Source organism: Lacisediminihabitans profunda (genome assembly GCF_008040105.1).
GTDB lineage: Bacteria > Actinomycetota > Actinomycetes > Actinomycetales > Microbacteriaceae > Lacisediminihabitans > Lacisediminihabitans profunda.
The window spans coordinates 115,753-127,180 of the sequence record NZ_VRMG01000004.1; the positions used below are offsets into that span (position 1 = coordinate 115,753).

The window sequence follows — 11,428 nt, forward strand, 5'->3', positions numbered from 1 at the left end:
GCACATGCGACTCCTCCTTATCCGTCACGGCCAGACGCCGGCCAATGTGCTCGGGCAACTCGACACCGCGAGCCCCGGCCCCGGTCTCACTGAACTGGGCGCGCGCCAGGCGGCGGTGATCCCGGATGCGATGCGCTTCGAGTCGATCGATGCCATCTTCGCGTCGACGCTGGTGCGAACCCAGCTCACGGCCGAGCCGCTTTCGCTCGATCGGCGACTGGAGGTGCGGGTGGGGCGCGGCCTGCACGAGATCGAGGCCGGGGCGCTCGAGGGGCGAAGCGATCGCGAGTCGGTTCGCGCGTACCTCGAGACGATCTTCGCCTGGGGCACGGGGAACCTGGACGCCACGATGCCGGGCGCCGCGGACGGTCATTCCTTCTTCCAGCGCTTCGACGCCGACATCGAGATCGCGGCCGCGGAAGCCGACACGGCCGCGGTGTTCAGCCACGGCGCGGCTATCAGGGTGTGGACGGCGGCTCGGGCGCACAATGTGCCGCCCACCTTCGCGGGCACGAACGAGCTCGGCAACACCGGGGTGGTCGAGTTGATCGGGTCGCCACAGGATGGCTGGACCCTCGTCTCCTGGGCAGGGCTGCCGGTGGGCGGGGCGCGACTCGCCGACGAATCCGCGCAGGATCCGACCGGCGGGCCGGTCTCGAACGCCTAGGTCAGGTGGCCTGGACCGCCGACCGCCGGGCCGCCGGGTGGCACCCCTGTTAGGGTTGCCGCGTGAGTGTACGAGTCGAGAAGGTCGATCTGCCGGGCATCGGCACGCGTCATGACGTGATCACCAAGAAGGGCAGACGCATCGGCGTCGTCTCCCATCGGTCGGGTGAGCGGGAGCTCGCGCTGTTCGGGGTCGAGGACCCGGACGAGGCCATCGACTCCATCGCGCTCACCGACGACGAGGCCGCAGCCCTCGCCGACGTCCTCGGCGCCTCGCTCATGCTGGGCCAGCTCGCCGGCATCCGGGAGCAGGCCGCCGGCCTCTTCACCGAACAGCTGCTCATCTCGGCCGGATCCCCCTACGCGGGAGAGGTGCTCGGCGCCACGAAGGCCCGCACCCGGACGCACACCTCGATTGTCGCCATCGTGAGAGGCGCGGACGTGATCCCGTCCCCCACCCCCGATTCGCCTTTGCAAGCAGGCGACACCATCATCGCCGTGGGTACCAGGCCGGGTCTCGACGCGCTCGCCCGCGTGCTCACCGACGGCTGAAAGGCAGCCATCACCCATGCATGACGCCGCCCTCCTCCTCATCGAAGTCGGGGCCGTGCTGCTGGGACTGAGTCTGCTTTCCCGGTTCGCCGACAAGATCGGCATTTCCGCGATTCCGCTGTACCTCATCGCGGGGCTCGCCTTCGGTGTCGGCGGCTTCGCTCCCCTCGACGCCGGCAACGAGTTCTTCCGCTTCGGCAGCGAGCTCGGCGTGATCCTGTTGCTGGCGATGCTCGGCCTCGAATACTCGCCGACCGAGCTCATCACGAGTCTCAAGCGTTCGAGGCTCGCCGGCATCCTGGATGCAGTGCTCAACGCCCTGCCCGGCGCGGCCTGCGCGCTCATCCTCGGCTGGGGGCCGATCGCCGCCGTCGCCCTGGCCGGCATCACGTGGGTCTCTTCCTCCGGGGTGATCGCCAAGGTGTTGCGCGACCTTCGCCGGCTCGGTAACCGGGAGACCCCCACCATCCTCTCCATCCTCGTGATCGAGGACCTCGCGATGGCGTTCTACCTGCCGGTGCTCTCGGCCCTCGTGATCGGCGCCGGTTTCCTGGCCGGTGCGACGGCCCTCGTGGTGGCCGTGCTCGTGGTGGTGGTGATCCTCTACGTGGCGCTCCGCCACGGCAAGGTCATCTCGCGGCTGTTCGCCGCCCACCACCCGGAGTCGTTGCTGCTCGGGGTGCTCGGTCTCACGATGCTCGTGGCCGGTGTCGCCCAGCAGGTGAACGTGTCGGCGGCGGTCGGCGCCTTCCTGGTGGGCATCGCCCTGTCCGGGCGCGTCGCGCACAATTCGCAACAGCTCCTCGCGCCGCTCCGCGACCTGTTCGCCGCCGTCTTCTTCGTCTTCTTCGGCCTCTCGACCGAGCCCGCCAGCATCCTCCCGGTGCTGCTGCCGGCGGCGATCCTCGCCGTCGTCACGATCGCCACCAAGACGCTCACCGGGTATCGTGCTGCGGCCGCGGCGGGCATCGGAATCCCCGGCCGATGGCGCACCGGGTTCGCCCTCACCCCGCGCGGCGAGTTCTCGATCGTGATCGCTGGCCTCGCCGCCGGGTCGGGCATCGAACCGCGGCTCGCGCCGCTCGCGACGGCGTACGTTCTGCTCACCGTGGTCGCAGGTCCCCTCCTGGCCAGGATGACGGACACCGCTTGGTTCCGCCGCCTGCTGGCGGCCCGTGGCACTCGGGCGGCAACCATCGCGCAGAGCGTGGACGGACACTAGCCTTTACCTGTTCGTGCCAACTCCATATCGAAGGGAATCTGCCATGCACACGAGATCCCGCCTCACGGCCGTCGCCACGGCGGCCGTCGCGGTACTCGCACTGACCGCCACCGCGGCCAGTGCAGCTCCCCATCAAGACGCATCCGAGGGTGCGTCGGCCCATCACGACGGGCCGTCCTTCGACCACATCTTCGTGATCATGCTCGAGAACCACTCCCAGTCGAGCGTCATCGGTGACGCGAATGCGCCGTACCTGACCAGCCTCGCCAGCCAGTATTCGACGGCCGACAACTACTACGGCGTCACCCATCCCTCCATGCCCAACTACATCGCCACCATCGCCGGTGACAACTTCGGCATCCAGGACGACAACGACCAGAACGTGGTCAACCTCAACAGGATGAACCTCGTGGATCAGCTCGAGTCTCGTCACATCGGCTGGGGCGCCTACCTCGAGACCCTTCCGGCCAACAAGCTGGACCGGTTCGGCCCGGCTCTCCCCGACGGCACCGTCGCGTCGCTCTATGCGAAGAAGCACAACCCGTTCGTGCTCTTCGACGACGTGAAGAACAACCCGGCACGGATGGCGCAGGTGAAGGACTACTCCCAGCTCTCCGCCGACCTCAACGGACCGAAGGCGCCGCAGTTCGTCTGGATCAGCCCCAACCAGTGCAACGACATGCACGGTGGGGTCTACGCGACGATCGCCGGGCATCCGGAGACACCGTGCCCGTACGGAAGCGTCAAGGACGACGCCAACGACGCCGCGCTGAAGCAGAAGGCCGACACCTTCGTGAAGACGGCGGTCGCCACCATCACCGGGTCTCAGGCGTGGACTAAGCGCTCGGCGATCGTGATCGTCACCGACGAGAACGACTACACCGGTAACACCACGACCGGTGGCTGGGAGAGCGCGGCCGGATGCTGCGACTCACCGTACGTGAGTGCCGCCGACCCGCGGATCAGCGCGAGCTGGCCGGGCGGAACCTACGGTGGCGGGCTCATCCCCGCGATCGTGGTGACCGCGTCCGGACCCCGGCACTTCGTGGACCACACGGCGTACAACCACTACTCGCTGCTCACCACCATCGAGCAGAACTTCGGCCTGGGCTACCTCGGCCATGCCGGGGACACGGCGGGTGGAGTGGTGCCGATGTGGCCGATGTTCACCGGCAAGCGGTAGGGCGCCCGGCCCTGCGCCGTCATCGGGCGGGAGCGCCTGTGGCGGCGATCAGAGGTCGCTGAGCTCGCCGGCGAGCTGCCGGCCGTCGTTGGATTCCGCCTCCGTGGACTCGGTCGTGTCCACGGGGGCGGTGTCCGCGTGCACGTACTTGCCGCCGGCCGACAGGGAGGCGACCGCACCGATCAGCGACATGATCACCGCGGCGATGAACACGATGACGAGTCCGGAGTGGAACGGCTGTGAGATCAGTTCGGGAAAGAAGGTCTTGCCGGTGAGGGCCGCCGCGTTCGAGGCCGACAGGTTCTTGAGCGCCCCGGTGGGTCCGAGGATGCTCTCGATCGGGTTGTAGCCCAGGAACGCGGCGAACAGGCTGCCGACCGGCGGGGTCGCGGCGACGTGGTTGGCCACGGCTGTGCCGACTCCGTGCGAGGTGAGCCCGCTGCGGAGGGCGTTGGGAAGGGTGTCCGCGAGGCCCGCGATCATCAGGGAGAAGAAGATGCCGATCGAGAGAGAGTTTCCCGCGTTCTGGAAGGTGCCGGTCATGCCCGATGCCGCGCCGCGCTGGTTCGCCGGCACGCTGTTCATGATGGCCGTGCGGTTGGGTGCGGCGAACATGCCCGACCCGATTCCGTTGAGGAAGGTCAGGAGGGCGAAGACCGGGTAGCTGAAGTCGACCGGGATGAGCAGCAAGGCAATGAAGGTCACCGCGACGAGCACGAGGCCTCCGGTGGCGAAGAGGCGTGCGCCGAACCGGTCGCTCAGCGTGCCAGAGATCGGTCCGGAGACGAGAAACCCGACCGTGAGCGGGAGGAGGTAGATGCCCGCCCAGAGCGGTGTGCTTTCGTAGGAGAACCCGTGCAGCGGTAGCCAGATGCCCTGCAGCCAGATGATGAGCATGAACTGGAGTCCCCCTCGTCCGACCGACGCGAGCAGCCCGGCGAAGTTGCCCCAGGCGAAGGTCTGGATGCGGAACAGCCGCATGTTGAACATGGGCTCCGCGGTGTGCAGCTGCAGGAACACGAACCCGATGAGCAGCGCGATGCCGCCGATGATCCCGGTGAGCACCCAGGGGTTCAGCCAGCCGGTGGAGCTCGAGCCGTAGGGCTGGATCCCGTAGGTGATTCCCGCGAGCAGGGCGGTGAGTCCGACGGCGAAGACGATGTTGCCCGGCCAGTCCACCCTGCCCGAACTCTTCACGCCGATCTCGTGCAGGGACTTGTAAGACCAGATGGTGCCGAGGATGCCGAACGGCACGCTCACGAGGAAGATCGCGCGCCAGTCGATCTCGGCGAGCACCCCGCCGATGATTAGGCCTAGGAAGGTGCCTGCGATGGCCGCGATCTGGTTGATGCCGATGGCCATGCCGCGCTTGTTGGCCGGGAACGCATCGGTGAGGATGGCCGTCGAGTTGGCGAAGATCATCGACCCGCCAACGGCCTGGAGCACACGCCAGCCGATCAGCCACATCGCGCCGGCGCCCGACGTGAACGGGTCGAAGACGAGCGCGATCGCGGCCACCGTGAAGATCACGAATCCGAGGTTGTAGATGCGCACGCGCCCATAGAGGTCGCCGAGGCGTCCGAAGCTCACCACGAGCACGGCCGTGACCAGGATGTAGCCCATCAGCATCCAGAGCAGGTAGCTCACATTGCCTGGTTGCAGCGGGTCGAGCTTGATGCCCGTGAAGATCGCCGGGAGCGAGATGAGTACGATCGACCCGTTGATGGTGGCCATGAGCATGCCGAGCGTCGTGTTGCTCAGTGCGACCCACTTGTAGCGGGGGTGATCCTTGTTGAACATTCCGTTGCGCGTCGCGGTTGCGGTCACGGGGGCCTCCAGGCTGCAGGGGCGGCGTCGTTGAGCGCCAATAGTTACTTGCTGTGTGTTAACAATACGCTCGTCACGGGCTCGCGCCGACGGGGTGGGGGTCCGGCTCTCGAGCTCCTCCCGCAAGGCGACTGGATTCGATGGCGGTGGACGTCCGTTGCTGGCACAGTGGGTGCAAGGGATCGGAGCGGTGATGAGATTCATGATCATGGTGTTCGGCGAACGGGCGGAACTGCACGCGAAACCGACAGAGTGGATCGAGCGGATGGTGGCCTTCATGGTGCGCCTCGACGACGAGCTGGCCCGGAGCGGCGAACTGGTCTACTCCGAGGTGCTGGAGGCGGCCGACGCCGCGACTCTCGTCGGCCAGGACGCTGCGACGAGCCGCGGCCCGTTCAACCGCTCGGACGCACCGCTCTCGCGCTATTGGGTGGTGAAGGTGCCTGACGAGTCCCGCGCGATCGCCATCGCCGCGAGCGTCGCCGCGATGGTCGAGTCCCCGGTCGAGGTCCGCCAGTGCATGGAGCAGTCCCTGCGGCCCTGAGGATTCGCGTGTTATTCCACTCGGGCGAACCGGGGCACGCTCTGCCCCTCGACCTCGACGGTCTCCCGGAACATCGCGAACGGTCGCACCCACAGTCCCTGGTCGCCGTACAGCGCCCGGTACACGACCAGCTTCTCCTCGGTCTCGGAGTGGGTGGCGGTGTCGACGACCTCGTAGAGGTTGCCCTTGTAGTGACGGTAGAGGCCGGGCTCGAGTTCGGACATCTGCACACGGTACCGGAGTCATCCGCCGGGTGATGTCCCCCGCGCTGACGACATTGACGGCGGGTCCGCACCAGCTATGCCGGACGTGCTACACGATCCCCAGCAGCCGGGATGCCACGGCCATGCCGGCACCGACGAGCAGCACGACCCCGCCGCCGGCCCAGAGCGTCTGACGCTGCGCGGCGGAGCGCACTGCGGCGTCGAGCGCCGCGAAGCGGATGGGGGTGTCCACCGCCGGCTCGGCGGTCTCCCGCCAGACGGCCGGATTGTCGAGGAGATGGGCGAGATCCGCAATCTCGGCTGGACCGAGCGCTACCGGCTGCTTCACGAGCCAGCGCACCAGGTGCCGCGCGTCGATCACCGTGACGAACTCGGGCCGCTCCCGGATTCTGATCGACCCGGGGTCGACGAGAACGATCATCGACCGCACGAGGGTGCCGCCCGGCAGGTGGCTGGCGATCAGCCGGCCGAGGCTCGCGGCCTCGGACTCCGCACCGTCGATGTACGACGTGCCCCGCCCGGACACGAAGAATCCGCGCCCGCCCACCCAGATCCTCTTGCCGCTGTGGTGCTTGGTGCTGATGGTGAAGACGCCCGCCGGGCCGACGAGCACGTGGTCGATGTCACCCTCGTCCTTGCCCACGGGCACGGAATGCAGCACGGTCCATGCAGTCGGAAGGCTCCCGAGGGCTCGCGCCACCGCGATCTCGCCTCGCGCGCCCACATACCAGGGCATTTCCGTGGCGTTCAGCGGATGCAGTCCGAAGAGCTTCGCCAGCCCGGACTGTGCCGGCCGCGCGTCGTGCAGCGCGAGCAGCTTCTCGATGAGCGATTGGGCGGCCGGACGTGACCGCATCGTGCTGAACTCAGTCATCGAGCATCTTCCTCGGGTGTTGATCGCCGACCACTGTGATGTCGTCTACGCGCGCCTTGGGAGCCTTGCCATCCTCCGCTTCGGACGCGTCGACAGGTTTCGACGTTAGCGACTTTCCCTCCGCCCCTGAATCCCCAGTGCGAGGGGTGTCGGCTGTCGAGGGGCTCGGCGCTAGCTCTGCAAGTTGGCAGAGCGGGCCAATCGCCGCCCCCGGGAATTCCTGCACACCTGCGCCGGTTACGCCTGACATGAGCACACCCATCACGATGTACGGCGCCGACTGGTGCACAGACTGCCGCCGGTCGAAGCGCGTCCTCGACGAATTGGGCGTGGACTATGACTACGTGGACCTCGAGGCCGACATCACGGGAGCCGATCGGGCATACGCCATCAGCGGGCGCACCAACATCCCGGTGATCGTGTTTGCCGACGACAGCCACGTTGTAGAGCCCAGTGATGCGGAGTTGCGCTCGCGAATCGCGGCGCTCTCGGTCTAGCACGCGGGAAGTATTCCCTGTGCGCGGCCTGAGGAAGGCGGCGATGCCTCAGTGCGTCGCGGGCGACAGCCGCGCCTCGAGGTCTACCACGTCGTCGGGTCGACAGAGGTCCGTGGCCGGCGTCATCGTGGTGGCGGTCCCCGCCGCGACGGCCGTGCGGAAGGCGGCCTCCGGGTCGCGACCCTGGGCGAGCCGCAACACGAAGGCGCCGAGGAAGCCGTCGCCGGCTCCGACCGTGCTCACCACGTGCACCGGCGGAACGGTCAGCCGGGAGATGCCCGCGGATGACGCGAGCAGCGCGCCCTCCGCGCCGCGGGTGAGGGCCACGAGCTCGGTGGATCCCTTGGCCACGAGTTCGGATGCCGCATCCGCCTCGCTCTGTTCGCTCTCGAGATGCTCGCCGAGGAGCTCGCCGAGTTCCCGCCGGCTCGGTTTGACCAGGTAGACGCCCTCGGAGAGCGCCTCGCGCAGGGAGTCGCCCGAGGCATCCAGCACCAGTCGCGCGTCACGGTCGCGGGCCAGCCGCGCGACTCGAGCGTAGAAATCGTCGGGCACCCCCGGCGGCAGGCTGCCGCTCGCCACGACGTAGCCGCCAGTCACGATGGTCTGTTCGAGAGCGGAGAGACAGGAGCGCCATTCGGCCTCCGTGAGCTCGGGACCCTGCAACACGAATCGGAACTGCTTGCCGGTTTCCGTCTCGTCCACGGTGAAGCTCTGCCGGGTGGTGCCGGCGATGGGGATGGCGCGGCTGGAGATTCCCTCGGTATCGAGCATGCGGCGCAGGGACTCCCCGGTGAGCCCGCCCACCGCGAAGATGGCGAGCGACTCCCCGCCGAGCCGATGCACGACACGCGACACGTTGATGCCGCCGCCTCCGGGGTCGAGCCGGGTCGGGCCGCACCGGAGCTTGTGCTCGCTCACGACCGTCGCCGTCGAGGTGCTGAGGTCGAGCGCCGGGTTGACCGTGATCGTGACGATCGCCCGCGTCGCGCCGTGGGTCGTGCCCGGGATCGATGCCATGCCCTTACTGTAAGACGCTCGTCCGTGGCGCGGCGGGATTTCCGAGTTGTCGGCACGACCCGCGCACTGGGACTGACCGTTCCGGCGATCCGCCTCTAGGTTCGACTGAGGACAACTAAAGAAAAGCGAGCCGATGCCCGACAGTTCCGAACCCGTGCATGTCTCGCGCTACTTCACTCGTCCGAGATTCTGGGTACTCGTCGTGGCGGCGTCGGTGTTCGCCGCCATCGTCGGCGGGGCGCTGGTGCCGGCCGCGCACCGCGCGGACTCGGCGGCCCGGACTGGTGCCTCCGCCTCGACGCAGTCTCGGTTCGGCTCGGCGACGACGGGCACCGCACTGGTGGCGATTGCCGATTCGTCCAGCACCGACACGACTGCACTCGCTCTTCTCGCCACGCTGCCGGTGAAGGGTAAGTCGCCGATGACGGGTTATACCAGAACGGTGATGTTCGGCGCGGCCTGGATCGACCAGGATCGAAACGGATGCGACACCCGCAACGACATCCTGAGCCGCGACCTCGTGAAGGTCGTCAAGTCGGGCAGCTGTCGGGTGCTGAGCGGCAAGCTGGTCTCGCCGTACACGGGGAAGACGATCGACTTCGTGCGTGGGAACCGCACCTCCACCGCCGTGCAGATCGACCATGTCGTGTCGCTCGGCGACGCGTGGCGCACCGGGGCGCAGCGCCTCAGCCAGGGGCAGCGGGTTGCCCTGGCGAACGATCCGATCAACCTGTTCGCCGTGGACGGCCGCTCCAACGAGCAGAAGAGCGACGGTGACACCGCCACCTGGCTGCCCGCCGCGAAAGCATTCCGCTGCGAGTATGTAAGCCACCAGGTGTCGGTGAAGGCGACCTACGGGCTCTGGGTGACGCCGGCGGAGCATGCCGCGATGCTGCGAGTGTTGTCCGCGTGCCCGGCCGAGGCTGCCGTCTCGTCGCCGTTCGCGTCGGCTCCCGCACCCGCTCCGGTTCCACCCGCTCCGGTTGCTCCTGCTCCTGCTCCGGCACCGGCCGGCGTCGTCCATCCCGGGGCCTTCTGTTCGACGGCGGGGGCAACAGGCGTGACCGTGAAGGGCGCCGCCATGCGCTGCACGACCACCCCCACCGATCCGCGCCTGCGCTGGCGTGCCGCCTAGGGGCTGAGAGACTGGGGGCATCGATACTTCCACTTCTCTCACCGACTGGGCTGCGTTATTCGCCAGGACCGCCCCGGTCCCGATCTCCCCTCCCCTGCTGCTCGGCATCCTGGTCGCCGCGGCGGCGCTGAGCATTCCCCGCGCCACCTGGCAGTATTTCGGGTTGTTCACCACCCTCGTGCACGAACTCGGCCACGCCCTCGCCGCGGTGCTGTCCGGCCGGGTGGTGCACGGCATCCGCATCCGGCGCAACCATTCCGGTGACGCGCTCAGTAGCGGTCGCGGCGCGTTCGGCACCGTCGTGAGCGGCGTGCTCGGCTATCCGGCACCCGCCATCGTGGGGGCAGCACAGCTGTTGAGTGTGTTCAACGGCTATACGGCCATCGCGCTGGTCGCGGGCGGAGTGGTGCTTCTGCTGACGCTTCTGGTAATCCGCAACCTGTTCGGCACCCTCGTCGTGCTCGCCTCGGCGGCGGTGAGCGCGGCCCTCTGGGTCTACGCCACGCCGGCGGTGCAGAGCTACGCGCTGCTCGTGCTCGGGGTCGCGCTTCTCGTCGGGTCGGTTCGAGGCCTTGTCACGGTGATCGGCGTGCACGTGCGGCGCCGCGGTCAGCTGCAGACCTCGGACGCATACCTGCTCTACCGCCGCACCGGGGTTCCCTCTGTCGTCTGGCTGGCGATCTTCGCGGCCCTGATCGGTGGATGCTGCGTGCTCACCGTCATGGCGTACCTGGCTCGGTAGCCGGCCGCGGCATCCCCGGCGACCCCATCACCTTGTCGATCGCGATCTCGATCACCACGCGCCGGGGGTTGACCCCGGGCTGCCGGTAGCGCCGCGAGTACAGTTCAACGGCGTGGGCCACGGCGCCCGGATCCCGGTTGATGGTCGCGTCGCCGTCGAGGGTGATCCAGCGTCGACCGTCGACCTGCGCCACAGTCGCCTGCCCAGACCGCTCCACATTGCGCACCTTCTGGGTGCCGTCTGACGTGATGATGCGCAGGATGCCGTCCTGCACCGTGAAGCCGACCGGCACCGAATGGATGCGGCCGGTCGGGCCGAGGGTCGACAGCACGGCGAGGTGGCGTTCGGTCACGAACTCGGCAGCATCGGGGGTGAGTCGCCTGTTCACGAGGGCGTCCGGCGCGGGACTCTCGGCCGCACGAGCGCGTGGCTGGAGGCGAGCAGCTGCTCGACCAACTCATCCGGAATGCCGCCCTCGAGCCGGACAGTGACCCAGTGCCTCTTGTTCATGTGGTAGCCGGGCGTGATCTGTGCGAACTCGGTGCGGAGGGCGATGCTCTCCTCGGGGTCGCATTTGAGGGTGACGGAGAGAGGCTCGTCGCCGAGCGCCGAGATCGCGAAGATCTTGTCGTTTCCGCTCGTCTTGAACACGCTCGTCTCCTCGCCGAAGGGAAACGTCTCGGTCGCCTGGGGCAGGGCGAGGCACAGGTCGCGCAGGTCGTCCGGGGTCATCCGGCGGCTACTCCGCCGGGTCGGTAATGACACCGGTCGGCTCGGAGGGCACCACGATGTGGGCAGTGCCGAGCTGACGGGCAAGCGATCGGCCGGCCTCAATGGCCTCATCCCTGCTGGAGAAGCTCTCCGAGAGCTCCGGCTCACCGATCACCCGGTTCACCCACTGGCCACCCTTGTCGATCGTTTCCACGTCGCCGTCAGGCATGA

General features: G+C 68.1%; 15 protein-coding genes. 8 read left to right on the forward strand and 7 right to left on the reverse strand.

Annotated elements, in window-relative coordinates; genetic code table 11:
- Nucleotides 1–4 precede the first annotated feature (4 nt).
- From FVP33_RS03130 to FVP33_RS03145, 4 genes are all read left to right on the forward strand, one after another.
- The gene (locus FVP33_RS03130) at nt 5–667 is read left to right on the forward strand and encodes a histidine phosphatase family protein (protein WP_147782179.1); all 663 of its coding nucleotides are present in this window, start codon (nt 5–7) and stop codon (nt 665–667) included.
- A gap of 62 nt (nt 668–729) precedes the next feature.
- The gene (locus FVP33_RS03135) at nt 730–1,218 is read left to right on the forward strand and encodes a cation:proton antiporter regulatory subunit (RefSeq protein WP_147782180.1); all 489 of its coding nucleotides are present in this window, start codon (nt 730–732) and stop codon (nt 1,216–1,218) included.
- Nucleotides 1,219–1,234: 16 nt separating this feature from the next.
- Nucleotides 1,235–2,440, forward strand: coding sequence for a cation:proton antiporter (locus FVP33_RS03140; protein WP_147782181.1), 1,206 nt, complete (start codon nt 1,235–1,237; stop codon nt 2,438–2,440).
- A 43-nt stretch (nt 2,441–2,483) separates the two neighbouring features.
- On the forward strand, nt 2,484–3,623 hold the full coding sequence (locus FVP33_RS03145) for an alkaline phosphatase family protein (RefSeq protein ID WP_147782182.1): 1,140 nt from the start codon (nt 2,484–2,486) through the stop codon (nt 3,621–3,623).
- 48 nt (nt 3,624–3,671) lie between these two features.
- On the opposite strand, the gene FVP33_RS03150 is transcribed toward FVP33_RS03145, so the two are convergent.
- Entirely contained in the window at nt 3,672–5,450 is a 1,779-nt protein-coding gene (locus FVP33_RS03150; protein WP_246142150.1) for an MFS transporter, read from the reverse strand.
- Between the two features lie 193 nt (nt 5,451–5,643).
- On the opposite strand from FVP33_RS03150, the gene FVP33_RS03155 reads away from it, so the two are divergent.
- Complete coding sequence (locus FVP33_RS03155; RefSeq protein WP_147782183.1) at nt 5,644–5,994, forward strand: YciI family protein; 351 nt, start codon at nt 5,644–5,646, stop codon at nt 5,992–5,994.
- An 11-nt stretch (nt 5,995–6,005) separates the two neighbouring features.
- On the opposite strand, the gene FVP33_RS03160 is transcribed toward FVP33_RS03155, so the two are convergent.
- Nucleotides 6,006–6,218 carry a DUF1653 domain-containing protein gene (locus FVP33_RS03160; RefSeq protein ID WP_147782184.1) on the reverse strand — a complete coding sequence of 71 codons (213 nt, stop codon included), beginning with the start codon at nt 6,216–6,218 and terminating at the stop codon, nt 6,006–6,008.
- 88 nt (nt 6,219–6,306) lie between these two features.
- Entirely contained in the window at nt 6,307–7,092 is a 786-nt protein-coding gene (locus FVP33_RS03165; RefSeq protein WP_147782185.1) for a nuclease-related domain-containing protein, read from the reverse strand.
- Nucleotides 7,093–7,340: 248 nt separating this feature from the next.
- Between FVP33_RS03165 and FVP33_RS03170 the strand changes: the two genes are divergently transcribed.
- The gene (locus tag FVP33_RS03170) at nt 7,341–7,589 is read left to right on the forward strand and encodes a glutaredoxin family protein (protein ID WP_147782186.1); all 249 of its coding nucleotides are present in this window, start codon (nt 7,341–7,343) and stop codon (nt 7,587–7,589) included.
- A gap of 48 nt (nt 7,590–7,637) precedes the next feature.
- Here the strand turns inward: FVP33_RS03170 and FVP33_RS03175 are convergent, their stop codons facing one another.
- Entirely contained in the window at nt 7,638–8,609 is a 972-nt protein-coding gene (locus tag FVP33_RS03175) for a 1-phosphofructokinase family hexose kinase (protein ID WP_147782187.1), read from the reverse strand.
- A gap of 133 nt (nt 8,610–8,742) precedes the next feature.
- Between FVP33_RS03175 and FVP33_RS03180 the strand changes: the two genes are divergently transcribed.
- Nucleotides 8,743–9,744, forward strand: coding sequence for an HNH endonuclease family protein (locus FVP33_RS03180; protein WP_147782188.1), 1,002 nt, complete (start codon nt 8,743–8,745; stop codon nt 9,742–9,744).
- 97 nt (nt 9,745–9,841) lie between these two features.
- The gene (locus tag FVP33_RS03185; protein WP_281289364.1) at nt 9,842–10,486 is read left to right on the forward strand and encodes a M50 family metallopeptidase; all 645 of its coding nucleotides are present in this window, start codon (nt 9,842–9,844) and stop codon (nt 10,484–10,486) included.
- Here FVP33_RS03185 and FVP33_RS03190 read toward each other — a convergent pair.
- The 3 genes from FVP33_RS03190 to FVP33_RS03200 are packed head-to-tail and all read right to left on the reverse strand — an operon-like array spanning nt 10,464 to nt 11,426.
- Nucleotides 10,464–10,874 carry a PPOX class F420-dependent oxidoreductase gene (locus FVP33_RS03190; RefSeq protein ID WP_147782190.1) on the reverse strand — a complete coding sequence of 137 codons (411 nt, stop codon included), beginning with the start codon at nt 10,872–10,874 and terminating at the stop codon, nt 10,464–10,466. The genes FVP33_RS03185 and FVP33_RS03190 overlap by 23 nt on opposite strands.
- Nucleotides 10,871–11,218, reverse strand: a complete 348-nt coding sequence (locus FVP33_RS03195) for an MmcQ/YjbR family DNA-binding protein (protein WP_147782191.1) — start codon at nt 11,216–11,218, stop codon at nt 10,871–10,873. Before FVP33_RS03195 ends, FVP33_RS03190 begins: the two co-directional genes overlap by 4 nt.
- Nucleotides 11,219–11,225: 7 nt before the next feature.
- Complete coding sequence (locus tag FVP33_RS03200) at nt 11,226–11,426, reverse strand: DUF2188 domain-containing protein (RefSeq protein WP_147782192.1); 201 nt, start codon at nt 11,424–11,426, stop codon at nt 11,226–11,228.
- Nucleotides 11,427–11,428 lie beyond the last annotated feature (2 nt).

Excerpts from the sequence above, each read along its gene's own strand:
- FVP33_RS03130 (WP_147782179.1), top strand. The coding sequence starts at position 5 with ATGCGACTCCTCCTTATCCGTCACGGCCAGACGCCGGCCAATGTGCTC.
- FVP33_RS03140 (WP_147782181.1), top strand. The coding sequence starts at position 1,235 with ATGCATGACGCCGCCCTCCTCCTCATCGAAGTCGGGGCCGTGCTGCTG.
- FVP33_RS03145 (WP_147782182.1), top strand. The coding sequence starts at position 2,484 with ATGCACACGAGATCCCGCCTCACGGCCGTCGCCACGGCGGCCGTCGCG.
- FVP33_RS03155 (WP_147782183.1), top strand. The coding sequence starts at position 5,644 with ATGAGATTCATGATCATGGTGTTCGGCGAACGGGCGGAACTGCACGCG.
- FVP33_RS03160 (WP_147782184.1), bottom strand. The coding sequence starts at position 6,218 with ATGTCCGAACTCGAGCCCGGCCTCTACCGTCACTACAAGGGCAACCTC.
- FVP33_RS03165 (WP_147782185.1), bottom strand. The coding sequence starts at position 7,092 with ATGACTGAGTTCAGCACGATGCGGTCACGTCCGGCCGCCCAATCGCTC.
- FVP33_RS03170 (WP_147782186.1), top strand. The coding sequence starts at position 7,341 with ATGAGCACACCCATCACGATGTACGGCGCCGACTGGTGCACAGACTGC.
- FVP33_RS03175 (WP_147782187.1), bottom strand. The coding sequence starts at position 8,609 with ATGGCATCGATCCCGGGCACGACCCACGGCGCGACGCGGGCGATCGTC.
- FVP33_RS03180 (WP_147782188.1), top strand. The coding sequence starts at position 8,743 with ATGCCCGACAGTTCCGAACCCGTGCATGTCTCGCGCTACTTCACTCGT.
- FVP33_RS03195 (WP_147782191.1), bottom strand. The coding sequence starts at position 11,218 with ATGACCCCGGACGACCTGCGCGACCTGTGCCTCGCCCTGCCCCAGGCG.
- FVP33_RS03200 (WP_147782192.1), bottom strand. The coding sequence starts at position 11,426 with ATGCCTGACGGCGACGTGGAAACGATCGACAAGGGTGGCCAGTGGGTG.